This window comes from Chryseobacterium oryctis, from assembly GCF_025971925.1.
GTDB classification, from domain to species: Bacteria; Bacteroidota; Bacteroidia; order Flavobacteriales; family Weeksellaceae; genus Chryseobacterium; species Chryseobacterium oryctis.
In genome coordinates this window covers 220,061-246,420 of record NZ_JAPDHV010000005.1, presented here as the reverse complement: position 1 = coordinate 246,420, position 26,360 = coordinate 220,061, and the positions used below count along the sequence as shown (strand labels likewise).

The following is a 26,360-nucleotide window of genomic DNA, read 5'->3' as shown; positions in this document are numbered from 1 at the left end:
AAAGAAGTATTTTTGTAAAATATAATTATCGACTATGATAAAGAGGTTTTTTATTCTATCCAGTTTATGTATGTTTTTGGGTGTGTCAGCACAAAAATCACACACCGTTGTAAAAGGGGATAACCCTTACAATATCGCAAAAAGATATGGTATGACTGTGGATGAATTGCTAAAACTCAACCCGAAATTTAAAGACGGAAAATTGGCAATTGGTGATGTTTTATCTGTGAAAGGTGAAAAATCTATAACATCAGTACCTAAAACAAATACAGTTGCTGAAAAGCCAAAAACAACTTCAACTTCTCAATTGGGGAAAATTGTTTTACAGCCAAAACAAACCATTTATGGTATTACAAAACAGTATCGTATTTCTGAGACTGATTTGAGAAAGTTAAATCCTGAGCTTGATTCTCACATGAAAATTGGGGATGAGATTACCTTACCTCTTGACAAAATAAAAAAATACGGTGGCGAACAGGCTTCTGTAGCTGTTACTGCTCCAAAACCTGTTGAACAGACAAAAGTTGAGGCTCCTTCTCCTATTGCAGATGGAGAAACGTATGTTATTCAGGCGAAAGATAATTATTACAGAATTTCAAAGCAATTTAATATTTCTCAACAAGAGCTTTTTGCTATGAATCCAGGATTGGAGGAGAAAGGGTTGAAGCCGGGAGAAATTATCAAAATAAAAAAATCAAATTCAAATACTGCTTCTGAGTCATCTTCAAGTTCAAAAGAAAAAGTAGATTCAGGAAATGATAGAACTTCGAGTACTACTACAAATGCAACAGATGAGTTTGTAACTTATACAGTTCAGGCTGGAGATACGGTTTTTTCTATTGTTAATAAGTATGGAATTACCATTGATGAATTAATTGCTTTAAATCCTGATTTATCACATGGTTTAAAAACAGGAATGGTTTTAAAAATTAAAAAACTAGATCCTGCATATGTGAAGAAAAGTGGTGATGCTTTGAGTGTTGTTCTTATGTTGCCTTTTGGGTATAGTACAAACGAAGCTCAATACAGAACTATGGCGATGGATTTCTTAACAGGTGCTAAACTTGCCATTGAAAGAAATGCCAGAAATGGACAGAAACTTGAAGTGAAAATAGTAGATTCAGGAAATGAAGCAACGTTTAAGAATTCATTAACTCAATTGAATCCTAATAATACAGATTTAATTATTGGACCATTTTTTAAATCAAATGTGGTTGATGTTTTAAACTTTACGAAAGATCAGAAAATCCCGATTGTTGCGCCGTTTGCCAACTCTCCGGAATTATACAACTATAGTAATTTGATTATTATTGAAACTAATGATCAAACATATGCTGATAAAATTGTTGATGAAGTAAAAGCTGCTTATTCTGACCAGAAAATTTATGTAGTTGCAGATAGTAAAAAAGAAAATGCAAATTACATTAAATCAGGTTTGGAGAAAGCTCTTAAAAATCCAACTATAAATATTGTTAACTCACCTTCAGAAATTCAGTTAGACCAAAATATGATGACAGGGCAGTCTGCACCGGTTATCACAATCTTGGCAAATAGTAATGATAATGTTGGTGAAGCTTATGCAAATAAAGTAATTTCTTTATCTAAAGAAGTTCAGGGTATGAAAGCTTTCAGTATGTACTATTCTCCGGTTTTTGAGAAAAAAGTAGATGATTTGAGTCAGGCTAATTTGGTGTACTTGATGGATAGAAAAATCAATACAGACGGAAGTTTTGAAAAAGAAATTTTAGCAGCTTATAAAGGTAAGTACTGTAAAACTCCTCCTAAATATGCTATCATTGGTTTTGATGTGGTAAACGATATGTTGACCAGAGAAAATAAAAAAGGAGAAATTTTTAAACAAATGAATAAAGTTCAGACTCAATTGGCTACAAAATTTGAGTTTGTAAAATCTAAAGCAAATGGAGCTTATGTAAATACCGGTTACCGTGTTATTAGATTGGTTCCTTAAATTATAATTATATTTGCAAAATATTTTAAAATAGTAAATGAAAGCACTTGTATTTCCTGGGCAGGGTTCTCAGTTCGTAGGAATGGGAAAAGAATTGTATGATTCTAGAAAAGATATTAAGGACTTGATGGAATCTGCCAATGAAATTTTGGGATTTGATATCCTTTCTATTATGTTTAATGGTACGGACGAGGATCTTAAAAAAACTGAAGTTACTCAACCTTCAATTTTTATACATTCAGTAGCTGCGCTTAAAGCAGTAAATGGTCTTGGAGCCGAAATGGTTGCAGGACATTCTTTAGGAGAGTTTTCGGCTTTGGTTGCTAATGGAGTTCTATCTTTTGATGATGGACTAAAGTTAGTGTCTGAAAGAGCAAAAGCAATGCAGGAGGCATGTAATGCAAATCCTAGTTCTATGGCTGCAATTTTAGGTCTTGAAGATGCTAAAGTCGAAGAAATTTGTGCTCAAATCAACGGGATTGTAGTTCCTGCGAATTATAACTGTCCCGGGCAATTGGTAATTTCAGGTGAAACAGCTGCAGTTGAAGAGGCTTGTGCAAAACTGAAGGAAGCAGGAGCAAAAAGAGCATTATTATTACCTGTAAACGGAGCATTCCATTCTCCATTGATGCAACCTGCACAAGAGAGATTGGCAAAAGCTATTGAATCAACAAAATTCAGAAAAGCAACAATACCAGTTTATCAGAATATTACAACTACAGCGATTACAAATCCTGAAGAAATCAAACAAAATCTTATTGCACAATTAACAGGTCCTGTAAAATGGACTCAATCTGTTCAAAATATGATTAAAGACGGGGCAAATAACTTCGTGGAAGTTGGTCCTGGTAAAACACTTCAAGGATTAATCAAGAAAATTGATTCTTCCGTTGATGTTGCATCAGCAATTTAATTAATAACAATATGGGCGAGATATTTTCACCGGGAAAGCTTATGCTTACTTCAGAATATTTTGCTATGGACGGAGCTCTTGTCTTAGCGGTACCTACCAAGCTCGGACAAGAGTTTTTTTTTGAAGAAAAAAACGATGAGAAATCCTTGATTTTTTGGGAAGCTTATCATCAAAATAAATTATGGCTAAAGTGTGTCATTGATTATAAACAGTGGCAGATTTTAGAAACTAATATTCCTGCAAGTGCTGAGTTTATTTTAAAAACATTGAAAAATGTTCAGGCACTTTCTACAATTAAATTCAAAAATAATTTTACCTATCATTTAAAAACCAACCTTCAGTTTCCTGCAGATTACGGTTTGGGGAGTAGTTCTACTTTGATGAATAATCTTGCTGAATGGGCTGAAATCGACCCTTTTTATTTGAATTCTATAAGTTTAGGAGGGAGCGGATATGATATTGCGGTTGCTAAAGAAAAATCTGCTGTACTTTTCCAGAGCAAACCTGAAATAAAATATGAAAAGGCAAATTTCAATCCTTCTTTTAAAAATGAGCTTATTTTTATTCACCTAAATCAGAAACAGGATAGTCGCGAAGGTATAAACTTATACAAATCAAAAGTAAAATCTCAAAAACTTGTTGATGAATTTTCAGATATTACAAAAAATGTTTTAAGTTGTAATGAATTGGATGTTTTTTCACAGTTAATGTTGACTCATGAGCATAAAATATCAAATTTTATTGAGATTCCAACAGTTAAAAGTAAATATTTCAATGATTGCCCTGTTTTCGTTAAAAGTTTAGGCGCATGGGGTGGAGATTTCGTTATGAGTGCAAAATTTGGGGGCTTTAAAGACTATTTTTGGGGAAAAGGTTTTAATACTATTTTTGAGTACTCTGATATAATTGCTTGTTAATCAGATTTTTATTGGCTTATTTTTTTATTTGTATTTCTGACTTATATCATTATATTTAACCTCCTTTAACAATTAATTAATATTAATTTTGTTGGAGCTAAAAAAAGAAATAGAAAATATAAGTAAAATGAAACACACTAAAATCATCCAGGATTTAGAAAAATTAGGGATTAAAGGAAATTTTGAAGTTGTATATAATCCTTCTTACGAAGAGTTGTATCAGGCAGAAATTTCTTCTGAAAATGAAGGTTTTGAAAAAGCTGAACTTACGGAATCAGGCGCCGTATCAGTAAAAACGGGAATTTTCACAGGTCGTTCTCCTAAAGACAGATATATTGTTCAGGATGATGTTACAAGGGATACAATTTTTTGGGATGGTAAAGTAAATTTACCTACAACACCTGAAATTTTTAATTCATGTAAAGATTTAGTGCTAAACCAGCTTTCTGAAGCGAAAAAAATCTATGTTGTAGATTCTTTTTGTGGAACAAATGCTGACACAAGATTGAAAGTAAGATTTATTGTAGAGGTGGCTTGGCAGGCACATTTCGTTACGAATATGTTTATTCGTCCTTCTCATTATGAATTAGAAAACTTCGGTGAGCCGGATTTCATCGTAATGAACGGATCTAAAACAACGAATCCTAATTGGGAATCTCAAGGTTTGAATTCTGAAAACTTTGTAATGTTCAACCTTACTGAAAAAGTGCAAATTATTGGTGGAACTTGGTACGGTGGAGAAATGAAAAAGGGAATGTTCTCTATCATGAACTATTATCTTCCATTAAAAGGTATGGCTTCAATGCACTGTTCTGCAAACGTAGGAGAAGAAGGCGATGTTGCTTTGTTTTTTGGTCTTTCAGGAACAGGAAAAACAACTTTATCTGCAGATCCAAAAAGATACCTGATTGGCGATGATGAGCATGGTTGGGACAACAATGGAGTATTCAACTATGAAGGAGGATGCTATGCTAAAGTAATTGACCTTTCTGAGGAAAAAGAACCAGATATTTTCAGAGCCATTAAAAGAGATGCACTTCTTGAAAATGTTGTGATTAATAATGGTGTTGCAGATTATACTGATGGATCAATCACTGAAAATACAAGAGTTTCTTACCCTATTTACCATATTAACAAAATAGTTTTACCTTCTAAAGCAGGACACGCTAAAAAGATTGTTTATCTTTCTGCTGATGCATTTGGAGTATTGCCTCCGGTTTCTGTTTTGAATGAAGAACAAGCTCAATATCACTTCCTTTGCGGTTATACATCGAAGTTAGCTGGAACTGAAAGGGGAATTACTTCTCCTGAACCATCTTTCTCACCTGCATTTGGTGAAGCGTTCTTGACTTTGCACCCAACAATGTATTCTAAAACATTAATCGGGAAAATGAAAGAACATGGAGCTAAAGCTTATCTTGTAAATACTGGCTGGAATGGTACAGGAAAAAGAATTTCTTTGAAAGATACAAGAGCAATTATTGATGCAATTATCGATGGTTCCATTGAAAATGCTCCTAAAACAATAATTCCGATTATGAATTTAGAAGTTCCTACAGCATTGGCAAATGTTTCTGAAGGTATTCTAGATCCAAGAGATACTTATAATAATGTAGCTGAGTGGGAAGAAAAAGCAAAAGACCTTGCTGCGAAATATATTAAAAACTTTGAGCAGTACTGTGATACAGAAGAAGGCAAAAAATTAGTTGCTTCTGGTCCTCAATTATAATAAATAAACAAATTTTATAAATCTAAAAGCCTCATCAATTTGATGAGGCTTTATTTATTTTCAAGTTATTTATGGATGTTGAATTTATTGTAAGCTTACAATAGCCAATCTGTAGCCATTCATTCCGAAACCAGACAAAACAGCATCTGTATTTGCTGCTGTTACAGATTTTTGTCGGAATTCTTCTCTTTTGTATATATTACTTATGTGGACTTCTACCTTTGGTTTTTGAATGTTTTTTAAGCAATCTGCAATGGCATAAGAATAATGAGTAAAAGCTCCCGGATTAATGATTAAAGCATCAAAATCATCTTCCTGAATACGATTAATTAGTTCTCCTTCAATATTCGACTGAAAGTATTTTAATTCATAAGAAGTAAATTCAGATTTTAGATTTTCCAAATAATCTTCCATAGAAACTGTTCCGTAAATTTCCGGCTCTCTGGTTCCTAATAAGTTAAGATTCGGGCCGTTGACGATAAGGATTTTCATTAAAAATAATTTATTCAAAGATAATATTTTTTAAACAGTAGCCTTTTTGTTGTTTTCCATGTTTTTATGAAAATAATTTGATGGTGTCTTTCCTTCAATCTGCTTGAAAACTCTATTAAACGTTGATTGGTTTGAAAATCCGGCTTCCGTATAAATGTACATTAATGTTGTTTTCTGAAAATCTACTTCAGTAAATAGTTCTTTTACATGATTAATCCTATAAATATTAAGATAATTGTTGAAATTTGGAAAGCCTTTGTAACGGATGGCTTTTGAAATGTAGGCGCTGTTTACTTCTAATTCAACACTCAGTGCTGAAAGGTTGAATTTAGCGTCCTTGAAAAGCATTTTTTCTTTCATTGTTTCTTCAATTCTGGAAAAAAGTCTTTCCATGTTTTCATTTTCGGCTTCATTCTCTTCTGAGGAAATATCAGTTATCGTTATCTTTTCTTTCCTTTCTTCCGTATATAAAATATTTTCTTTTTTTGACTGTAATAATATTTCCTGTTTCCGGATTTTATCTTTGTAATAAATTAGTAATGTTACTACTAAAATATTTGAAATAATTAGAATAGCATCTGTTAAGACTACTTCCTTTTGTGTACGCTTTGGAAAATCAAAGTTTAGATTATTTGCTAATATATACCCAATTAAAACTATAAATAAAGAATAAAGGGTATATGCAATCACTTCTTTTTTTGTGAAAAAGACATAGGCACCTAAAGTAATAGGTAATAGCCAACAAATACTTGCCACAGAATATTCCCAAAAAACCAATAAGATATATAGATTGTATAATGGGGCAACTATTAAATACAAATGAACAAGATTATTAACAGAACCCCTTTTTCGTATAAGGATATAGGTGTAGTCTAAAAAAAGTAATCCCACAACTAAATACCAAACTATTGCTTCATCATGAATATAGAATGTAAAGATAAGAGTAAAAATTCCTAAGATAATACTCATAAGAACTACATATCTATCTATTAGTTCAAATTTTATTTTTTCTATTAGTTCATGTTTTTCATCCATAAGCTATTTCATAGAAGTTAGAATGAAATTCAAAAATGATTTATTAATTATTTTGATTATTAGTTTTTTTTTAATCATTTTCATGTTTATTTTTCATGTTAATTTTCTCATAGGAAATTAAACAAATTATGTTTTATTTTTAATGATAAATTGTTTTTTTAGTGTTTAATATTAATTTTTGTGCTGTAAAATTATTGAAAAAAATATAAATAGATTTGATATTTTTAGTATAAATGAAGTTAAGATTTGTTTACAATAATAGATTTTATATATTATTTGAAGTGTCTGTGCTAAGAGTGGTAATAAAATACCTCTTCAACATCTGATGATACATGAGAAATATTCCTCTCTATTCAAAGATTATATTGATTTTTTTAAGAGCTATTTTATTAATGGCTCTTCTTTTTTTGTGTCATTTCATGATATATGTCATATTTTACTATTTCATGTTATTTGTAATTGTTTGTATTTCAGTATTTTGTATTAGAGTATTTAAAAGAAGATTAAAAGAGTAATAAAAAAACAAATAGTCTACTTGTTTTATAGACTATTTGTTTTTAGCTTTGCAACCATATTTCGATCGGCTTATAAAGAAAGATGGAGGGAACTGACCCAATGAAATCTTGACAACCTGCAAATGCAAGGTGTTACATTCAGCCTTAACAAGGAAAGATAAGCAATTAGGTTAATCATACTTATGAATACCCTTTGCTGTCTTTTCTGCAAAGGGTAAAATTTTAATTAATGTAAAATGAAATTGATTATGGTTAACAAAAATATTTTTAATTCTAAAATTCTGGTTCCAACGGTAGCTGTTTTTTTCTTGGGGATTATTACAGTAAATGGTCAGGAAGTAAAAAAAGATACACTTCGCGAAAAAGATATTGATGAAGTTGTGGTTGTAGCGTATGGAAAAGCAAAGAAAACAAGTTATACAGGCTCTGTTTCAACAATTTCCAATGAAAAAATTAATAATAGGCCGGTTACAAACATTACAAAAGCTTTAGAAGGTCAGGTTCCCGGGCTTCAGGCGGTAAGTTCATCGGGGCAACCTGGTTCTGTAGCTTCGGTTCGTATTCGTGGTATTGGTTCGGTGAGTGCTTCAAGTGATCCTTTATATGTAGTAGATGGAATTCCGTTTGATGGTAATATCAACACAATCAGTCCAAACGATATTGAATCTATAAGTGTCTTGAAAGATGCCTCAGCAAGTGCCTTGTATGGTTCAAGAGGTGCGAACGGAGTCATAATTATTACTACTAAATCAGGTAAAAAAGGAGAATCAAGAATAAACTTTAATGTTAGTCAGGGATTTTCTTCAAGAGCGGTAAAAGATTATGCTCAGGTGGATACAGATCAATATTTTGAGCTGTATTGGGAGGCTTTAAGAAACGGATATGTTGCTAATAAAATTGCTCCGCAACAGGCTGCGCAAATGGCAACAGATGGTCTTGTGAATGCTCTGGGAATTAATCCTTATGGAGCAAATTATGCAAAACCTGTAGGAACTGATGGTAAATTATTACCAGGAGCCAAGGCTTTATGGAATGATAATTGGGCAGATGTCCTTCAGCGTGTTGCTTCTAGAAATCAGGTTGACTTAGATTTTAGTGGAGGAAATGAAAAGAGTAATTATTATTTTTCTCTAGGATATCTGGATGATAAAGGAATTGCCATAGAATCTGGGTTCAGAAAATACAGTACGAGATTAAAATTAAATTCGGAGGTTAAAAGATGGCTGAATGTAGGAGCAAATCTTAGCTATACGAATAGTATACAATTAGCTCCACAATCTTCAGATTCCAGTAGCGGAAATATTATTTTCGTAACAAGAGCTATTCCTTCGTTCTATCCATATTATGAAAGAAATCCAGATGGAACGTACAGATTAGATGCAAATGGAGAGAAAATATTTGATTTCGGAAAGTACAGACCAACAAGTGCTTTTCAAAATGATAATTTAGCAGCGACTTTGCCTTTAGACAAAAATGAAAACAGAGAAGACAATTTTTCGGGAAAAGGATTTTTGGATTTTACATTCTTACCTGAGTTAAAGTTTAAGTCAAGTTTCTCAGCTGATTTGGTGAATTATAATGGTCATTACTATACCAATCCGTTATTAGGACAGGGTACTGAGATAGGAGGTTCTGTAAATAAATCAAATTCAAGAACGCTTTCTTATACCACAAGTAATATTCTTACCTATGATAAAAAATTTGGACAACATCATATCAACCTTTTAGGTGGGCAGGAATTTTATCATTATGAATACCAGACAATTTCTGGGTCAAGAAGCCAGTTTTCACTTCCTTATTATTATGAACCGAATGCAGCTGCTTTATTAGGGAGTTTCAGTGGATATAGTGATAAGCTGGGATTGCTAAGTTTCTTAGGAAAAGTAGAGTATGATTATCAGAATAAATATTTCGTTTCAGGATCGGTAAGAGCGGATGCGTCTTCAAGATTTTCACCAGAAAACAGATGGGGAATTTTTTGGTCAGTAGGAGGTTCTTGGAAATTATCAAATGAAGATTTTATTAAAAATCTAAATACATTTAATCAGTTAACTCTTCGTGCAAGTTATGGAGGACAAGGAAATGATAAACTTTCAACGTATTATGCATATCAAAGTTTATACAGATTTTATAATAATTTAGGAGAACCAGGAACAGTAGCAAGCAAACTACCAACACCAGATTTGAAGTGGGAAACCAATCTTAACCTTAATGTAGGATTAGAATTTGCAATTCTCAATAACAGAATTAAAGGAAATATAGAATATTTTAAACGTCAAAGTAAAGATTTGCTTTTTGAAAAGCCATTGGCTCCTTCTTTAGGGTTTACAGGATATCAGGCTAATGTTGGAACATTGCAAAATACAGGTTTTGAGTTTTCATTATTTACAACTCCTGTTAGAAACGATAATTTTGAATGGAATGTGGATGTGAATTTGAGTACTTTAAAAAATAAAATTACCAAACTTCCGCAAGGATCTATTATTAGCGGAACAAAACTTTTGACTGTAGGTGGTTCTGTATATGATTTTTATATTCCGACTTGGGTTGGTGTAGATCCTAGTAACGGGAAACCACTTTGGAAAACCATTACAACTGACACTAACGGACAAACGGTAGAAGGAACTACTTCCGAATACGCTAAAGCAACAAGAGAAATTCAGGGTTCATCACTTCCTAAATTAATTGGAGGGGTAAGTACAAGCATTCGTTATAAGAATTTTGACCTGTCAGGTTTATTGACATTTAGATTAGGAGGCAAAGTTCTTGATAATGATTATACAACCATCATGTCAAACGGGAATTTAGCAGGAAGAGCTTGGAGCGCGGAAATACTTAATCGTTGGACACCAGAAAATCCGAATACAGATGTACCAGCTTTAAGCACAACTACGAATAACTGGACATCAACGTCTTCAAGATTTTTATATTCTGCTACTTATGCAAGATTGAAAAATTTGAGTATAGGTTATACACTTCCATCAGATTATTTTGCAAAATTAGGATTGAAAAAGTTCAGAATTTATGTTCAGGGAGAAAATCTGTTAACATTCTACAAACACAAAGGAATGGATCCTGAGCAAACTTTAGATGGAACTACATATTACAGATATCCAGCAATGAGAACAGTAACATTTGGCCTTCAGGCAACTCTTTAACCTTTTTAAAATTAAAAAATGAAAAAATTAAAATATATATCTTTTGCGATAATCTCTGCATTTTCATTGTTAAGTTGTGAACGTGATTTAGAGACAGCGCCAACCAATCAGGCGAATGAAGCTGAGGTTTTTAAAACAGCAGATAATGCAGAAACTGTTATTAACGGAACTTGGGCTAAATTTAATGATGACGGAACCACATATGCCAACATAGGTTATTCTACAGTATTGAGAGCAAGTGATGCAATGGGAAGCGATGTGGCGGTTTTAACCAATAAATATGGTTTTGCTACGGCCTACACATTTTCCGATTTGAGTAATAATACAAGTAGTCGAGCTTCTTTTATTTGGAGTTTGTTATATTTCACAATTAATAATATGAATAATGTTATTGCTAAAATTGATGGAGCGGAAGGAAGTCAGGAAAAGAAAAATCAAGTTAAAGGTCAGGCAAAAACACTTCGAGCATTTTGTTATCTGAATTTAGCGAGTTTCTATCAGTTTAGTTATTTGAAAGATAAAACAGCTTTAACGGCACCTATTTATACAGAGCCTACAACCACTAATTCTCTTCCGAAAAAAAGAGCAAGTTTGGAAGAAATTTATAATTTAATTAAAAGTGACTTAACAGATGCCAATCAGCTACTTCAAAATTATACCCGAAATAATAAAGATAAAATAGATAAAGCTGTCGTTAACGGATTGCTGGCGAGAACGTACCTAAATACAGGAGAATGGAGCAAAGCGGCAGAAGCGGCAAAAGTTGCCAGAGCAGGATATCCATTAATGGCTCCTGAAAAATATAAAGAAGGATTCAATGATATTAATAACGGAGAGTGGATTTGGGGGCACGGACAAACTCAGGAACAATCTAGTGAAAGCTATGCTTTTCATTATTTAGATGTTTCTTCATCGGGTAGCTATTATTATAGCTTTATGGCAGACCCATATTTTAAAGATTTGTTTGATACCAATGATATCCGTTACTCATTATTTTCATGGGACGGACTTCCAGGAAGAGAAGGGCTTTTGAGATATGCTAAGTTTAAGTTTAAAGCTAATTTAATTGCCGATATTGTGTACATGAGAGCTGCCGAAATGTATCTCATTGAAGCGGAAGCAGAAGCAAGATTAGGAAATACTTCAAATGCTGTTGCTGTACTAAATCAATTAAAATCTGCGAGAAATGCTAATGTTTATGCAGGTTCTTTAGCTCAGGATGCTGTCATTAAAGAAGTTTTAATTGAGAGAAGAAAAGAATTGTTTGGAGAAGGTTTTTCTTTGTCCGACATTATAAGAACACAGGGAAAGGTAGAGAGAAAGCCATTTACAAATCCTGATGGAACAGCAATTCAGGTGCAAATTACAACTCCTAACGGAACAGTGAAAAGCGTAAACGGAAGAGGTCATACCATTTTTGCCTTTCCTGATCAGTCTTCTTTCACTCCTAATTCCAACTATTATTTATTCTCCATTCCACAAAAGGAGATTGAGAATAACCCAAATTTGTAATATAGTTTTTAAATTCCATAGAAAGAGAGTCATTGCATTTTTGTAATGGCTTTTTTTATTAAGATAAGTCAACAATAAAATATATTAGAATACCTAACTTTGAGTAAGAAATATTTTACTTAGAATCTGAGAATATGAAAACAGAAATAGAAAATAAACTTATCAATAAAAACACAAAACCTACCAGCATGAGGATTTTGGTGTATGATTTTCTAAGTTCTCAGGAAGCAGCTTTGTCGTTGTCTGAAATCGAAAATCATTTTGAAAATGCAGACAGAACAACAATTTACAGAACGTTAAAAACTTTTGAAGAAAAAGGAATCGTTCACAGTATTCAGGAGAATACAACTACAAAATATAAACTTTGCCATGATGGTTGTGATGAAACCACTCACAAAGATTGGCATCTTCATTTTTATTGTAAAATTTGCAAACAAACAACTTGTAAAGAAGATATTTCTTTCCCAGAAAATATTCAGACAAATTTCCGAATAGATGAAATAAGACTTTTTGCCAAAGGTATTTGCGAAAATTGTCTGGAAAGTATGCAATAGTGTTGCATTCCATTTAAACTTAAATTTGGTTAAAATTTTTAAGTTATGGAAGAATGTTGCAGTTCAAAGCCAAAAAAAGAGCAAAATCACAATCATGAAGGTCATGATCATGCGCATGATACGGGAGATAAATCTATATTCAGGATGTTTCTTCCTGCGATTGTTTCCTTTGTTTTATTACTTGTAGGAGTTGTTTTAGATAATTATTTAAAAACCAATTGGTTCAATGGTTGGGTCCGTCTTGTTTGGTATTTAATAGCTTATATCCCTGTCGGATTGCCAGTTTTGAAAGATGCTTATGAAAGCATTACAAAAGGAGATGTTTTTTCCGAATTTTTCTTGATGGGAATAGCTACTGTTGGAGCTTTTGCGATTGGAGAATATCCTGAAGGTGTTGCAGTAATGCTTTTCTATTCTGTAGGTGAAGTTTTTCAGGCGATGGCAGTTACAAAAGCTAAAAATAATATCAAATCTTTACTCGACCAGCGTCCCGATGAGGTGACTGTTATAAAAGGCGGAAAACCGGTAATTGTAAAAGCTGAATTTGTAAAAATTGGTGAAATAATTCAATTAAAATCGGGTGAAAAACTAGGTTTAGACGGAGAATTGTTATCTGAAAAGGCATCTTTTAATACTTCTGCATTAACAGGGGAAAGTAAACCGGATACTAAAACAAAAGGAGAAACGATTTTAGCCGGTATGATTAATTTGAATACCTTAAGTGAGGTGAAAGTTACAACAGCTTATGAAGACAGTAAGTTGAGTAAAATATTGGAACTTGTTCAGAATGCTACTTCTCAAAAAGCTCCGACAGAACTTTTTATCCGAAAATTTGCTAAAGTTTATACTCCGATTGTAGTTTTTTTGGCAATAGGAATTACATTTTTACCGTATTTTTTCGTTGAAGAATATCAGTTTAGAGATTGGTTGTATAGAGCTTTGGTTTTCTTGGTTATTTCTTGTCCTTGTGCTTTGGTAATTTCTATTCCTTTAGGGTATTTTGGGGGAATTGGATCGGGAAGTCGAAACGGAATTTTATTCAAAGGAAGTAACTTTTTAGATAGTTTGGCCAATATCCAAAATGTTGTGATGGATAAAACCGGAACAATGACAGAAGGTGTTTTCAAGGTTCAGGAGGTTAATTTCAAATCAGAATTTGATAAGAATGAAATTTTAAAATGGGTTAATGCTTTGGAGAGTAAGAGTTCTCATCCTGTTGCAACTGCAATTCATGATTTTGTCGGAGAAGTAGATAACAATATTCAGTTAGATAATGTTGAAGAAATTGCAGGACATGGGTTAAAAGCAAATATTAAAGGGAAAGAAATATTAGTTGGAAATTTTAAATTGATGGATAGATTCAATATCAATTGTGATATTAGACCTGAAAATATTGTTTACACATTAATAGCTGTAGCTTATGACCAAAAATTTGTCGGCTATCTCACAATTGCAGATTCTATAAAGGCTGATGCACAATCAACCATTAATAAATTGAAATCATTGAATGTAAAAACCACCATGTTAAGTGGGGATAAAGCGTCAGTTGTGCAATATGTTGCAGATGCATTAGGAATTGAAAATGCTTATGGAGATTTGCTTCCTGAAGATAAAGTTAATAAGGTAAAAGATATTAAAGCAAAAAATCAAACTGTTGCTTTTGTGGGAGATGGAGTAAATGATGCACCTGTTGTTGCGCTCAGTGATGTAGGAATTGCGATGGGAGGATTGGGAAGTGATGCTACAATAGAAACTGCGGATGTTGTTATTCAGGATGATATGCCGAGTAAAATTCCGATGGCAATTAATATTGGGAAACAAACGAAGAAAATAGTCTGGCAAAATATAGCTTTAGCATTCATTGTAAAAGCAGTGGTTTTAATTCTCGGAGCAGGAGGTTTAGCAACAATGTGGGAGGCGGTTTTCGCAGATGTGGGTGTAGCTTTATTGGCTATTCTGAATGCAGTGCGAATTCAGAAAATGAAATTTAACTAAAATAAATCTATCTCATTTATAGGTAAAACCTCCGTTAAAGATTTGACGGAGGTTTTATTTTTATCAACTTAAAAATATCAATGACTTTCATCATAAACGGATTATAAAAGCAATTTGAGTAGTATATTTGTAGTATAGGAATTTAACAATTGAAGTTTTTCGTTTCCATATTTATCATATTTACAATAGCATTACGTCCGGTTTTGCCATTAGTTAATTATGTAATTAATTATGATTATATTGTAAAAAACCTTTGTGAAAACAGAAACATTCCTCAGTCTACCTGTAAAGGAAAATGCTATGTTGGAAAAGAGCTGGCAAAAACCGAAAAACAATCTAACAATAATCAGACGGTAAAAATTACAGGATTAGATGTTTTTTTATCGAACGATATTCTTTCTTTTTTAAATAATAAATCTTTTGATGTTGTAAAAAATCTTCATTCAGAATTTATAGATTTTCATACATCAGAATTTTTCTCCAGGATATTTCATCCTCCTTTAGCTTAATTATTATTTGTTAACTAAATATTTAGTTAAATTAATCTTGGCATTATTTTATATTCTATTATTCAATATTAGGACTTTTTACTAAGTAAGAAGTTTAGAATGTAGAATAAGAATTGTATATATTGCGATGAATTAGTTAATATGTATAGATATTGACTAAAATCAACTTTCTATTATAATAATATCTTTAAACTTGTAAATTAAAATGAAATCAAAAATTATCTTAACAGCATTATTGTCTGTTTCAATAATGGCTTGTGCTCAGGAAACACCTAAAGTAAAGCAAAAAAAGACAAAAACTACTGTAAAGTCAAATACCAAAAGCCCAAAATTTGTTAACGCAATAGACCCTATCTGTAATATGAAAACGGAAGATGATATGAAAGATACGGCAGTCTATAAAAATAAAACGTACGGTTTTTGCAGTACTTATTGTAAGGATGAGTTCAAAAAAAATCCTGAAAAATATGCCAAAAAATAAAAAACAAAGCTCAAAAAGTAAAGTGATTACTCCTGTTGTGATTATTGCTTTACTTTTTCTGAGCATTGGCGTGGGAATGGCATATTTCAAAAAAAGCCTTTATACTGTAATGAAGGTTCCGAATTTTGAGCTTACGGATCAGAATAATAAAAAAATCACCAATAAAGATATGCTCGGCAAAGTGTATCTTGTAGAGTTTTTCTTCAGTCGCTGTCCTACGATTTGTCCAGTAATGAATACTAATATGAGGCATATTGAGGATGAAATCAATAATCCTGATTTTGGAATAATCTCCATAAGTATTGATCCTGAAAATGACACTCCCGAATCGTTGAAAGAACATGCAAAAAGAATTGGTGCAAAATCTCCAAACTGGCATTTTTTAACGGGTGACAGAGGATATGTTGGTGAAATTGCAGACCAGTTTGATATATATGTCGGAGATAAAGAAGATGAAGGTGAAAGCCTTAATCATAGCGGAATGATTGCGTTGGTTGATAAAGAAGGAAATATTCGTTGTCGTTATAATAAAGATAATATGCCTATTCTTTATTATTCGGGATTAAACTATGAAGATCCTGAAGGGAAAACTCCAAAACTTACAGGAAAATACCATCCTGATAGAGAAATACTTATTGAAGATATCAGGAAATTATTAAAATAAATATTGTTTAACATAAAATAAAAGGTATGAAAATTTTAAAGATAGCAGCTTTGAGTGCAGTATTTGCAGCACAGTTTGCTTTTGCACAATTTAAACAAACTCCTTTGCCATACGCTTATAATGCATTAGAAGGAAATATTGATGCCCAAACAATGGAAATTCATTATTCTAAGCACGCAGCAGCATACGTGAATAATCTGAATAAGGCAATTGCAGGAACTCCACAGGAAAAAGAAACATTATTTCAAATATTGTCGAATGTTTCCAAACTAAGTCCCGCTGTAAGAAATAATGCAGGAGGGCATTACAATCATGAATTATTTTGGACAGTTCTTACACCTGAAAAAAATACACAGCCATCTGCAAAATTAGCAAAAGCCATTAACGATGCTTTTGGAAGTATGGAAGCTTTTAAAGAAAAAATGAGTAAAGCCGGAGCAGACCGTTTTGGCTCTGGATGGGCTTGGCTTTCAGTTGACAATAACGGGAAATTATTTGTTTCTTCAACACCGAATCAGGATAATCCGTTGATGGATGTAGTAGAGGAAAAAGGAACTCCGATTTTCGGAATTGATGTATGGGAACATGCTTATTACTTAAAATATCAGAACAAAAGAGCAGATTATCTTACTGCAATCTGGAACGTTACCAACTGGAAGGAAATTAGCAAAAGATATGATGAGGCTTTAAGTAAAAAATAATTTATCAATGAATGTAGTTTGCAGCATATTTCTAACCTTATTTGTGGTATTCAGACCTTTGGTACCATGGGTGGATTATGCTGTAAATTATACATATATCTCGGAAGTTTTATGTATCAATAAAAATGTACCACAAGTACATTGTAAAGGAAAATGTTATCTTAGCAAAGAACTTGCAGTCTCTAATGATACAGATTCTTCTCCTTTACATAAATCACAAAATTCTGGACAGAAAGTTTTAGATATCTATATTCTTCCTGAAATCACAGAAATACAGGAAACAGTAAAAAGAATCACTTCAAATTTTACTTTTCTGTATGAATCTAAGTATTCTTTTATGTTTTTAAAACATATTTTCCATCCTCCTATTTTTTAAGTTCATTTTATTAACTACTGAAACAAAGTATGTTTTATAGTTTGAAATATTGGATGCAATTCACATTCAACAGCATTTCTATTATCGAAATTCAAAAACAACTTAAAAAATCAACAATGAAAATTTATAAATTTTTATCATTATTCTTTCTTGCGTTTACTTTTTTTACTTTCACTTCTTGCCAAAGCAATGACGATGATGACTCTGGTGTCGATACACCCAGAAATCTTCAGATAAAATTTGAAAACGGATTTAATAATCTTGGAAATATCGTTTTAAATCAAACAACACAAACTTCTGCTCAAGGGCAAAAACATCAGTTTTCTACTTTAAAATATGTTATCAGTAACATCAGTTTAATAGATGAAAACGGAAAAGAGTTTAAGTTCAATGAGAATAATCCGGATAAAGGAGCTTTTATTATAGACCAGGCGGATGCCGTTGCCGGAATTGTATATATGAATCTTAAGGATATCCCGAAAGGTAATTACAAGAAATTGAAGTTCGGGTTAGGAATAAGTCAAAAAGCTTATTTATTTGGACAAGACGGACAAGCTGAATTTTGGAGCAAAGCCAAAGAAAAAGGAATGTCATGGTCTTGGGCAGCAGGTTATGTTTTCGTGAAGTTGGAGGGGAAATACGGGATAAATTCTCCCAATACAGAATTTATGAATCATACAGGAAATATGGGGGATGTTGTAGCAAACGGAACTCCTGACCTTTATCGTGAAATTACTCTCAATCTTCCTACCACAGCAAGAGTTACAGGTCAAATTCAACCTTCTATTCACATTTTAGCAGATTTAAATCAGTTTTTAAGCGGAGAAAACCCTCTTTCATTAGATTCTTCTAATGATATGATGATGGGATCAAGTCAACATTTGGTTGATGTAACGGATAATCTTACAAAAATGTTTAAAGTAGACCATGTTCACAATGATTAAGCGTATTTTTAAATTAGGATTTATTTCAGTTTTTCTTTTCAATCTTGTTTCATGTTCCGATGAGGTGATTCAGCCTTTAGAAAAAGATGAAGCCTATAATATTCAGGTTCCAAGTTATTTTCCCGAGATGACATTTGATGTATCAGCTAATCCTATTACAAAAAATGGGGTAGAGCTGGGTCGAAAACTATTTTATGAAGGAAGACTATCCCGAAATAATACTATTTCTTGTGGTTTTTGTCATATTCAGGAAAATGCATTTACACATCATGGTCATACGGTAAGTCATGGTGTTGATGACAGAATCGGGATAAGAAATGCTCCTCCTGTACAGAATATGGCTTTTTTAAAGAGATATATGTGGGATGGGGTAATTCATAATTTAAACGAGCAGGCAATAATTCCTATTACCGATGAAAATGAAATGGATAGTTCAATGCCTGAAGTCATTTCAAAGCTGAATTCAGATGCGAAATATAAAAAATTATTTAAAGCCGCTTACGGAGATGAAAATATTACTGGTGAAAGAGTTTTAAAAGCGATTTCGCAATTTATGGCAACATTGGTTTCCGCAGATTCTAAATATGACAGATTCAGGCAAGGGAAAGAAAAGTTTACCTCTGAAGAATCACAAGGAATGAATTTATTTCAACAGAAATGTGCTTCATGCCATAGTGGAGAATTGTTTACTGATGAAAGCTTTAGAAATACCGGAATGTATTATAATACTCAGTTTAAAGATGCCGGACTACATCGTGTAACGCTTGAGCAAAAGGATTGGATGAAGTTTCGTGTGCCAAGTTTGCGAAATGTTGAGTTTACTGCACCTTATATGCATGACGGAAGATTTTATACTTTGGAGGCTGTCCTAAATTTTTATTCTGATAATGTTGAAGATAATCCCAATTTAGATTCTCAGCTTAAACAAAACGAACATATTGGAATTGCTATGACTTCCCAAGAGAAGCAATTTATTATAGCTTTTTTAAGAACATTGTCTGATAAAGGCTTTATTACTAATCCAAAATTCGCGGAATAAATTTATATAAACATGAGAAAGGTATTTTTTATGATAGGCCTGGTTTTATTTAATATGAATCAGGCAAAAACAGTCAATGACAGTCTTTATATTTCAAATGATTTTAAATCAATTGTTTTTGATGATTGTGATGCTTGTGGATGTGCTGCAGGAAATGGTTCTTCAGGTTTCGAATCTTTGTTGAATCCTCAATTTATTGGTGTAAAATACTTTGCACAGCATTACAAAGCGAAAGAGAATTTATTTGTAAAAGATTTAACTCAAGACCAATATTTTAATACTATTCAGCTTTGGGGAAAAATTCCCCTTACTAAAAAATTAAGCGTCTACGCAAGTCTTCCGTTTCACTTTCATGAAAAGAAAACATTACAGGGGGATATTAAAATCAATGGAATCGGAGATTTAAACTTGTTGGGGATTTATCAGCTGATGGATTCTAAAGATAGTATTCATCAATTGAATGGTGGAGTTGGAGTTAAAGTTCCGATAGGAAAATTTGATGAGAAAGGAGCGTCGGGAGTTAACCCGAGTTTTCAATTAGGTACAGGAAGCTGGGATTATCAGATGGTTTTGAATTACAAATTCCAAAAGGATAAAATTGCGGTTATTGTAAATACAGATTACACCTTGAAAACAGAGAATAAAAAACATTACCGCTTTGGAAATCAATGGAACTATTCTGTAACGGGTTTTTATCAGATTGCAGGTAACGAAAAATTCAATTTTTCAGGTAAGATTGGTTTTCAGGGTGAAGTGTATGGAAGTAATAAACAATTTGATGAGGTTTTACAAAATACTGCAGGAAGTGCTTTGTACGGAAAGGTTGGTTTTGAAACTTCTTTCAAAAAAATCAGTTTAGGAAGTGAAATTATGCTTCCTACTTATTCTAATTTAGCTGGAGGAGATATTGAAGCAAAATCACGCTTTAGTATCTTTCTAAATTTTGGAATCTAGTAAAATTTAAAATAACTCATTCCATTAAATTTTTTGAATGGAATGAGTTGTTTTTTTATATAATTGATGAGAAGAAAAGATATTAAACAAAAAAAAGAGACTTTAAAAAAGTCTCTTGTAGCCCGTAGGGGAAACACTTTTTCAAAAAATTGAGTATAAATTTTCAGAGATATTTAGAAAAACCAAAGATTTCTTGACTCTGATTTTCTTTGTTTGACCTCCTCCTCATACTTGTATTCGGAAGATTTTCGTAAATATTTTATAATATTTGTTAAAATCTGTTAAAATTCCGATTCTTTTTTTAGACATCTGTTATAAGCTGATATAAAAATTTATAAGTATGACAATTAAAGTGCGTGAAGTGGAACTGAAAAATAATCTGATTGGAATTCAATTGGACATCCACAACAATGGTACAAGAAAAAAGAAAATGTTGGATATTCGATACTATAAATATCCCAAAACGCCTCTTGAAAGGGAAATCAATAAGGAAAGGAAAGAAGCAGTCAAAAAAATCGTAGCAAACATTGAACTGAAAGGAATTGATGATTTGTATGAAAAAGGCTATCAAACAGAAAAGGATTTTTTTGAATACTGTGATGAATTTATTGAAAGAAAAGCTCAGCATAGTGAAATGCGTACATTCAAATCAATGCTTACAAAGCTTAAAGCTTTCAGAAAAAAGAAAAAGTTACCATGCTCTGAAATTGATGAGGAATTTTTGATTTCTTTCAAAGATTATTTGGATTCAACATTGAATGGCAGTACTCCGTTCAACTATTTCAAAAAGCTAAAGAGGATTATAAAGGAGGCTACAATTTCCAAATATTTCAAAACAAATCCTGCTCTAAATATCAAAAATTCAAAGGGAGTTTCCGCTGAAAAAGATATTCTCACTTCTGAAGAGGCTTTTTTGTTGTCTATGACAGAGTGTTCAAACTCAAATGTCAAAAGAGCCTTTCTTTTCAGTTGCTTGACAGGTTTGCGTTTTTGTGATGTCAAGATACTTAAGTGGAGCAATATCAATAATGAAAATATTCTTTCAATTGTTCAGGTCAAAACAAAGGAAAAGGTGGTTATGCCGCTTCATGAAAATGCTATTAAACTTTTGGGAGAAAAAGGTCATGGGAAGTCTCTTGTTTTTGATTTGCCCTCTCATACAGGTTGTTTGGGTATTTTGAAGAAATGGGTTGAAAAAGCTGAAATTGATAAACATATCACTTGGCATTGTGCCAGACACACTTTTGCTACGTCTTTGATTTTTGCAGATGTTGGAATCAATATGGTTTCATCGCTTTTAGGTCATAAAGATTTGAGGCAAACTCAAATCTATGTCAGAACGGCTGAGCTTTCAAAAACCAAAGCCATCAATAAATTACCAAACATATTAGCGGATTAAATTATGAAAAAAGAAACTTTCATTGATATTCTCTTAGAAGTTAGAGAGCTATTGAGAAATCAAAAAGAAATCCTGAATCTCAACGAGCTTTGCAGTTACACAGGTTATGAAAAATCATATATCTACAAATTGACAAGCAAAAGGAAAATTCCTCACTACAAAACACCTGGAGGAAATAGTATTTTCTTCAGAAAATCTGAGATTGACGAATGGTTAACGGCAATAAAAGTCAAAACCCTTGAAGAGATTAAATCCGAAGCAAGTAATCAAAATCCAAAGAAAATTTAGTCAAACGGAAAAAATAATTTCTCTTTTCAGAAATTGAAAATTACATTATCAAAAGTATCGGTAAAATTATCTGATTTTAAATAAAAAGCGTATTAATATTCCGAAAAAAGAAAGAAGAAGAGTATTAATACAAAGCAATTTTGCCGTTTGATTTTTGTTCACCTTAAAAACAAAATAAAGTTATGTTTGATACTAATGTTTTAGCACTATATCCGAAAGACGTTGAAGTACCTTGGAATACAGATGAAATTAAAAATAACTTGATGCCTGCTGATAAATATGTCAGAGGGAATTTTAAACCAACAGGAATGATTAGAAATATGGCGGTATTTGTTAATGATGAAATGATCAGAATTGACGGAAGCATACCAAAATATTTGAATAATAACAATATTGAAAACTTTGATTTTAGGTCTTTTCCAATTGCTATTATGTTATTAAGTGATGAGCTAGGAGTTGATTTAAGAAATGCTAGGGTAAGAAGACTTGATATTGCTGCAAATTTTGAATTGGAAAATGAAGTTTCAAATTACTTCCTTGGACTATATTATTTGAAATATTTTCAGAGAGATGCCTCGAAAAAAACTACCTTGAGGTTTTATTCAAATAGTGGAAGAAGAAACTTAGTTTTTTATGATAAGAAAAAAGAGTTTGCTGCAAAAAATAAAAAACTGATTCAAGATGACACATCATTCATTGATACTTTTCATAATTTGGTTCGATATGAATTTATGATACAATCAAACCCTTCAAAAATTCTGAAGATTCCGGATTTAAGAGTCAAAGATTTATTTGAAGCGGAGAACTGTAAAAAGGCTCTTAAATTATGGTTTGATATGTATAATAAAATTCATAAAAAATCATTGTTAGAATATCCTGATCTAAAAGGATTGAAAGGCTTTGAAGTTTTTATGAAGAGGTATCTTATTTATGAGTTTGGTAGAGATAGGATTGAGTTTTTGTTAAAGAAAGGAGTTGATAAAGGTTTATTGACATCGAGTGATAAGTCAAAAAAGCTTAAACAATTTGATTCTGCTTTGAGCTCTGATCTGGGATTCGAATTTGATAAAAATACGATTGAATTCACTCATAAAGTGAGAAGAATGTATGTTGAGGGTTTGAAACAAATTTTCAAAATGCCAGAAACAGCTCAAAAATTAGTCAAGTAGGTCATTGTTGACCTACTTTGTGTTTTTTAAAAGGAAACAAGGAAGATCAAAGAAAAAATGTCAAAATCCTTGAAAATCTTTTTATTGAAGCGAAACAGAGAAAGAAATTAGAAAAATTTCTATCTTTGCAGTTCAAATTTTATCGGAAAATAAAAGTGTAAAACTTTTGCTTTTGTCTTGAGAATCTGCAAAATTCGGAGAGATTGTATAACAAACTCTTAAATGTTACAAAATGCAAACAGTTTGAGTACGCTTGTCCCCATAGGGCAAGTGGCTTATCCTGTTTTTATGTAACATGGGCTTTGCAGAGCCTTCAAGACTAAAAGCATGTGAGAACCACTTGCTTTTCTTTTTTTCAGAAAAGCTGTTTTACGATAGACTTCATCACATCATTGAAGATTAAAACAGTAACAATATGAAAAACAATTATGGTTTTTTCTTCCTTTTATTGAGTTTGACGGTTTTTTGTCAAAGGGTAAAAGGACAAGAAACAGAAAAATTGGAACAATGGATTTTTCCAGCCAACAACAATTTCCTGAGACTGAAATCCAAAACAAATTCAGAAGATTCTTTCAGGATCAATTACTTCAAAATTTCAGACAAGCTTGTCGGAACAACCCTTGAAATTGGGTTTATGAACTCAATTCCGAGTGCGAAACTCTTTGAGATCGGGAATGATGAGATTTCATTGATTAGGACAAAAGACGGAGCTTCAATTGATTCGGGTGGAGAAGAACATGATTTTGGGAAAAATAACATTTATTTCAAGCTCCCTGCTCCAATCGGAACAACCAAATGGAGCTATGCAGATGATAGCGGAACCATCTATTATGGTCTGTGTTATTGGAAGGAAAACAACAACAAAGAAAAATTTCTTGTCATTGAACGACAAATGTCAGGAAGGCAGCAATTCCCTGAAAAAACAGTTGAATACTATTCTAAGGTCAGGGGATTGATAAAACAGGAAAATATCAACATAAAAACTGGCAAAATTTCAGAATCCTATGCTGTTGAAGAATCAGGATTTGATTCTCAGACGAATATTCAGGATTTTCCTTTGTTTGATTCTTTAGAACCAATCGAAAAAGACAAGTCATCCCAGACAAAAGAACAATCAAACACCACTAATCAACCTCAAAACAACATATCATATCCAGACGGAACAATCCCGAAAGAATATGTAGTACAAGTGTTTTTAGACAAAGGTCTTCCTTACACTGTCAAAGATACACTCATCATCAAAAACAAGCGAGGAGTGGCAGGAATACCAGCACCAAAGTATTTCAAAGGAGAGCAGGGAGTTTACTATGACGGGAATAGAATACCTCATGGTGATTGGATGATTGATGCAAAAGTAGTGAGTATTTCCTATTTCAAACAACCCTTTTCATTTGTTCAGCAGTTGTATTATTCAGATGGAGAGGGAAATTTGAGAAAAGTTACCAATCCAAAATTCTACGTTGATATTGACTACAAACTCAACGATACATCAACCTCAAAAGACTTTGTCATGAAAGAACCGCTTGATAAATCCTCAGACTTGTACAAAGAACTAAGCCCAAAAATGCAGAAGCAAGGAATTTATTTGGTAGTCAACAAAACCAGTGAGGAAAATGTGAAATCACAGAAAGTCGTCAGAATAAATTTTGAAGAGGAATGAAAAAGATCACTATAATATCAACAATTGTTCTCTTCCTGTTTTCCTGCTCCAAAAGAACAACAATTCAGCAGGTAGATTATGATTTGAAAGGAATGCTTGAAAACAAGGTAGAGGTTCAGAATCTTGAAATCAAAAAAATCACTCCCTTTTCTGAAAACGGTCAGGAATTAGACAGTGTTTATTTTGATTGTGATCTTTTGTTTATTGATGATTTGTTTACCGAAGATTTCAAATTCAACAAGGGTATGAATGTATCTGCTCAAAACAATGTGTTTATTTATGATAAAGTAAACAGATTGGTAGCATTGAAATTTGGAAGAACAAATCAGATTGACAAATAAAAATAATACGTCAAGTTTTGACGTGACCTCTAAATACGTTTGTCCATGTATCCAGAATACATTTACAAATCAAATGACAAAAATTAATGTTAATAGATTCTACAAAAAGGAATATGGAAATATAAATGAATAGTCTGAAATCAAATTTGTAATTTTGCAGAATGTTTTACAGAAGAAAAATTATATTAGCACTTTTACAAGTTTTTGAAAATGAATTAGATAAAATTCGACTTCAAAAGCTATTGTTTTTGCTTAGTATGCACAAGCTAACATCTGAATACGATTTTGTTCCATATAAATACGGTTGTTATTCTTTTTCTGCTAATGCTGATTTAATAGCAATGGTTAACAAAGGAATTTTAATTGAGACAAATTCTCATTTCAAAAAAAATGATGCTACAGATTATTTGAAGTTATTAAAAAGTAATGATAAAAATAAAATTGTAGAACTAAAAGCCTTATATGGAAGAATGAATGCTAATTCATTGATGAAGCATACATATATTAATTATCCATTTTGGGCAACAAAAAGTTTGAAGGCAAAAGAGCTTCTTGATGAAGTTCAATATCAAAAAGTTTTAAATTCAGTTCCAAATATTGATCGTACTATTTTATATACAATAGGTTATGAAGGAATATCTTTGGAAGAATATCTACTCAAACTATTGAAAAATGATGTTAAAGTCTTGGTTGATGTTAGAAGAAACCCATTAAGCATGAAATTTGGATTTAGTAAGTCTTCTTTGATAAAATATTGCAATGCAATGGGTATTGAATATATCCATTACCCTGAGGTTGGGATTCAATCTGAAGAAAGGCAAGAATTAAATTCACAAGAGGATTATGATAAGTTATTTGATAATTATAGAAAGAATAATTTGCCTCATACAGTGAATGATCAAAACAAAATCTTTGTTCTGTTGAAAACAAAAAAAAGAATTGCTTTGACTTGCTTTGAAGCAGACGTTTGTCAATGTCATCGAAAACACTTAGCTGAAGCAATTTCTGATAATCCTGAATTTATCTATGAGATTAAGCATATCTAA

At 32.2% G+C, this 26,360-nt stretch carries 24 protein-coding genes and 1 riboswitch; of the genes, 22 read left to right on the top strand and 2 right to left on the bottom strand.

Annotation, left to right across the window (positions count from 1 at the left end):
- Window positions 1-34 precede the first annotated feature (34 nt).
- The 4 genes from OH806_RS12845 (at window position 35) to pckA (ending at window position 5,528) form a co-directional block, all read left to right on the top strand.
- Window positions 35-1,969 carry a LysM peptidoglycan-binding domain-containing protein gene (locus tag OH806_RS12845; RefSeq protein WP_264744071.1) on the top strand — a complete coding sequence of 645 codons (1,935 nt, stop codon included), beginning with the start codon at window positions 35-37 and terminating at the stop codon, window positions 1,967-1,969.
- 37 nt (window positions 1,970-2,006) lie between these two features.
- Window positions 2,007-2,882 (top strand): ACP S-malonyltransferase, encoded by an 876-nt coding sequence (gene fabD / locus OH806_RS12840; RefSeq protein WP_264744070.1) that lies wholly within the window; start codon window positions 2,007-2,009, stop codon window positions 2,880-2,882.
- Between the two features lie 11 nt (window positions 2,883-2,893).
- Window positions 2,894-3,799: a GYDIA family GHMP kinase gene (locus OH806_RS12835; protein ID WP_264744069.1), complete on the top strand. Its 906-nt coding sequence runs from the start codon at window positions 2,894-2,896 to the stop codon at window positions 3,797-3,799.
- Between the two features lie 127 nt (window positions 3,800-3,926).
- Window positions 3,927-5,528 (top strand): phosphoenolpyruvate carboxykinase (ATP), encoded by a 1,602-nt coding sequence (gene pckA / locus OH806_RS12830; RefSeq protein WP_264744068.1) that lies wholly within the window; start codon window positions 3,927-3,929, stop codon window positions 5,526-5,528.
- Window positions 5,529-5,612: 84 nt separating this feature from the next.
- Here pckA and aroQ read toward each other — a convergent pair whose 3' ends face one another.
- On the bottom strand, window positions 5,613-6,020 hold the full coding sequence (aroQ, locus tag OH806_RS12825) for a type II 3-dehydroquinate dehydratase (RefSeq protein WP_264744067.1): 408 nt from the start codon (window positions 6,018-6,020) through the stop codon (window positions 5,613-5,615).
- 30 nt (window positions 6,021-6,050) lie between these two features.
- Window positions 6,051-7,055, bottom strand: coding sequence for a helix-turn-helix domain-containing protein (locus OH806_RS12820; RefSeq protein ID WP_264744066.1), 1,005 nt, complete (start codon window positions 7,053-7,055; stop codon window positions 6,051-6,053).
- 582 nt (window positions 7,056-7,637) lie between these two features.
- Window positions 7,638-7,734, top strand: a riboswitch (SAM riboswitch).
- Between the two features lie 84 nt (window positions 7,735-7,818).
- Between OH806_RS12820 and OH806_RS12815 the strand changes: the two genes are divergently transcribed.
- From OH806_RS12815 to OH806_RS12730, 18 genes are all read left to right on the top strand, one after another.
- Window positions 7,819-10,728, top strand: coding sequence for a SusC/RagA family TonB-linked outer membrane protein (locus OH806_RS12815; protein WP_264744065.1), 2,910 nt, complete (start codon window positions 7,819-7,821; stop codon window positions 10,726-10,728).
- An 18-nt stretch (window positions 10,729-10,746) separates the two neighbouring features.
- Entirely contained in the window at window positions 10,747-12,240 is a 1,494-nt protein-coding gene (locus OH806_RS12810; protein ID WP_264744064.1) for a RagB/SusD family nutrient uptake outer membrane protein, read from the top strand.
- A gap of 134 nt (window positions 12,241-12,374) precedes the next feature.
- A complete protein-coding gene (locus OH806_RS12805; protein ID WP_264744063.1) occupies window positions 12,375-12,794 on the top strand; it encodes a Fur family transcriptional regulator in 420 nt (139 codons plus the stop codon).
- A gap of 45 nt (window positions 12,795-12,839) precedes the next feature.
- Entirely contained in the window at window positions 12,840-14,789 is a 1,950-nt protein-coding gene (locus tag OH806_RS12800; protein ID WP_264744062.1) for a heavy metal translocating P-type ATPase, read from the top strand.
- Window positions 14,790-14,938: 149 nt separating this feature from the next.
- Complete coding sequence (locus OH806_RS12795; RefSeq protein ID WP_264744061.1) at window positions 14,939-15,298, top strand: hypothetical protein; 360 nt, start codon at window positions 14,939-14,941, stop codon at window positions 15,296-15,298.
- A gap of 205 nt (window positions 15,299-15,503) precedes the next feature.
- A complete protein-coding gene (locus OH806_RS12790; RefSeq protein ID WP_264744060.1) occupies window positions 15,504-15,779 on the top strand; it encodes a YHS domain-containing protein in 276 nt (91 codons plus the stop codon).
- A complete protein-coding gene (locus OH806_RS12785; protein ID WP_406567633.1) occupies window positions 15,766-16,443 on the top strand; it encodes an SCO family protein in 678 nt (225 codons plus the stop codon). Before OH806_RS12790 ends, OH806_RS12785 begins: the two co-directional genes overlap by 14 nt.
- Window positions 16,444-16,469: 26 nt before the next feature.
- Window positions 16,470-17,144 carry a superoxide dismutase gene (locus OH806_RS12780; RefSeq protein ID WP_264744059.1) on the top strand — a complete coding sequence of 225 codons (675 nt, stop codon included), beginning with the start codon at window positions 16,470-16,472 and terminating at the stop codon, window positions 17,142-17,144.
- A gap of 7 nt (window positions 17,145-17,151) precedes the next feature.
- Window positions 17,152-17,520, top strand: a complete 369-nt coding sequence (locus tag OH806_RS12775) for a hypothetical protein (RefSeq protein ID WP_264744058.1) — start codon at window positions 17,152-17,154, stop codon at window positions 17,518-17,520.
- A gap of 116 nt (window positions 17,521-17,636) precedes the next feature.
- On the top strand, window positions 17,637-18,464 hold the full coding sequence (locus OH806_RS12770; RefSeq protein ID WP_264744057.1) for an MbnP family protein: 828 nt from the start codon (window positions 17,637-17,639) through the stop codon (window positions 18,462-18,464).
- Window positions 18,457-19,503 (top strand): cytochrome-c peroxidase, encoded by a 1,047-nt coding sequence (locus OH806_RS12765; protein WP_264744056.1) that lies wholly within the window; start codon window positions 18,457-18,459, stop codon window positions 19,501-19,503. The genes OH806_RS12770 and OH806_RS12765 overlap by 8 nt, the downstream gene beginning before the upstream one ends.
- Before the next feature lie 12 nt (window positions 19,504-19,515).
- Window positions 19,516-20,457: a transporter gene (locus OH806_RS12760; protein WP_264744055.1), complete on the top strand. Its 942-nt coding sequence runs from the start codon at window positions 19,516-19,518 to the stop codon at window positions 20,455-20,457.
- Window positions 20,458-20,797: 340 nt separating this feature from the next.
- Window positions 20,798-21,856, top strand: a complete 1,059-nt coding sequence (locus OH806_RS12755; protein WP_264744054.1) for a site-specific integrase — start codon at window positions 20,798-20,800, stop codon at window positions 21,854-21,856.
- 3 nt (window positions 21,857-21,859) lie between these two features.
- Window positions 21,860-22,144, top strand: a complete 285-nt coding sequence (locus OH806_RS12750; RefSeq protein WP_264744053.1) for a helix-turn-helix transcriptional regulator — start codon at window positions 21,860-21,862, stop codon at window positions 22,142-22,144.
- Window positions 22,145-22,326: 182 nt separating this feature from the next.
- Window positions 22,327-23,313: a phage/plasmid replication domain-containing protein gene (locus tag OH806_RS12745; protein WP_264744052.1), complete on the top strand. Its 987-nt coding sequence runs from the start codon at window positions 22,327-22,329 to the stop codon at window positions 23,311-23,313.
- A gap of 415 nt (window positions 23,314-23,728) precedes the next feature.
- On the top strand, window positions 23,729-24,973 hold the full coding sequence (locus tag OH806_RS12740) for a hypothetical protein (RefSeq protein ID WP_264744051.1): 1,245 nt from the start codon (window positions 23,729-23,731) through the stop codon (window positions 24,971-24,973).
- Entirely contained in the window at window positions 24,970-25,314 is a 345-nt protein-coding gene (locus tag OH806_RS12735; RefSeq protein WP_264744050.1) for a hypothetical protein, read from the top strand. Before OH806_RS12740 ends, OH806_RS12735 begins: the two co-directional genes overlap by 4 nt.
- A 161-nt stretch (window positions 25,315-25,475) precedes the next feature.
- Window positions 25,476-26,360 carry a DUF488 domain-containing protein gene (locus tag OH806_RS12730; protein ID WP_264744049.1) on the top strand — a complete coding sequence of 295 codons (885 nt, stop codon included), beginning with the start codon at window positions 25,476-25,478 and terminating at the stop codon, window positions 26,358-26,360.

Bases quoted from the DNA above. Each gene is read 5' to 3' on its own strand.
- OH806_RS12845 (WP_264744071.1), top strand. From the start codon at position 35: ATGATAAAGAGGTTTTTTATTCTATCCAGTTTATGTATGTTTTTGGGT.
- fabD (WP_264744070.1), top strand. From the start codon at position 2,007: ATGAAAGCACTTGTATTTCCTGGGCAGGGTTCTCAGTTCGTAGGAATG.
- OH806_RS12835 (WP_264744069.1), top strand. From the start codon at position 2,894: ATGGGCGAGATATTTTCACCGGGAAAGCTTATGCTTACTTCAGAATAT.
- pckA (WP_264744068.1), top strand. From the start codon at position 3,927: ATGAAACACACTAAAATCATCCAGGATTTAGAAAAATTAGGGATTAAA.
- aroQ (WP_264744067.1), bottom strand. From the start codon at position 6,020: ATGAAAATCCTTATCGTCAACGGCCCGAATCTTAACTTATTAGGAACC.
- OH806_RS12820 (WP_264744066.1), bottom strand. From the start codon at position 7,055: ATGGATGAAAAACATGAACTAATAGAAAAAATAAAATTTGAACTAATA.
- OH806_RS12815 (WP_264744065.1), top strand. From the start codon at position 7,819: ATGGTTAACAAAAATATTTTTAATTCTAAAATTCTGGTTCCAACGGTA.
- OH806_RS12810 (WP_264744064.1), top strand. From the start codon at position 10,747: ATGAAAAAATTAAAATATATATCTTTTGCGATAATCTCTGCATTTTCA.
- OH806_RS12805 (WP_264744063.1), top strand. From the start codon at position 12,375: ATGAAAACAGAAATAGAAAATAAACTTATCAATAAAAACACAAAACCT.
- OH806_RS12800 (WP_264744062.1), top strand. From the start codon at position 12,840: ATGGAAGAATGTTGCAGTTCAAAGCCAAAAAAAGAGCAAAATCACAAT.
- OH806_RS12790 (WP_264744060.1), top strand. From the start codon at position 15,504: ATGAAATCAAAAATTATCTTAACAGCATTATTGTCTGTTTCAATAATG.
- OH806_RS12785 (WP_406567633.1), top strand. From the start codon at position 15,766: ATGCCAAAAAATAAAAAACAAAGCTCAAAAAGTAAAGTGATTACTCCT.
- OH806_RS12780 (WP_264744059.1), top strand. From the start codon at position 16,470: ATGAAAATTTTAAAGATAGCAGCTTTGAGTGCAGTATTTGCAGCACAG.
- OH806_RS12775 (WP_264744058.1), top strand. From the start codon at position 17,152: ATGAATGTAGTTTGCAGCATATTTCTAACCTTATTTGTGGTATTCAGA.
- OH806_RS12770 (WP_264744057.1), top strand. From the start codon at position 17,637: ATGAAAATTTATAAATTTTTATCATTATTCTTTCTTGCGTTTACTTTT.
- OH806_RS12765 (WP_264744056.1), top strand. From the start codon at position 18,457: ATGATTAAGCGTATTTTTAAATTAGGATTTATTTCAGTTTTTCTTTTC.
- OH806_RS12760 (WP_264744055.1), top strand. From the start codon at position 19,516: ATGAGAAAGGTATTTTTTATGATAGGCCTGGTTTTATTTAATATGAAT.
- OH806_RS12755 (WP_264744054.1), top strand. From the start codon at position 20,798: ATGACAATTAAAGTGCGTGAAGTGGAACTGAAAAATAATCTGATTGGA.
- OH806_RS12750 (WP_264744053.1), top strand. From the start codon at position 21,860: ATGAAAAAAGAAACTTTCATTGATATTCTCTTAGAAGTTAGAGAGCTA.
- OH806_RS12745 (WP_264744052.1), top strand. From the start codon at position 22,327: ATGTTTGATACTAATGTTTTAGCACTATATCCGAAAGACGTTGAAGTA.
- OH806_RS12740 (WP_264744051.1), top strand. From the start codon at position 23,729: ATGAAAAACAATTATGGTTTTTTCTTCCTTTTATTGAGTTTGACGGTT.
- OH806_RS12735 (WP_264744050.1), top strand. From the start codon at position 24,970: ATGAAAAAGATCACTATAATATCAACAATTGTTCTCTTCCTGTTTTCC.
- OH806_RS12730 (WP_264744049.1), top strand. From the start codon at position 25,476: ATGTTTTACAGAAGAAAAATTATATTAGCACTTTTACAAGTTTTTGAA.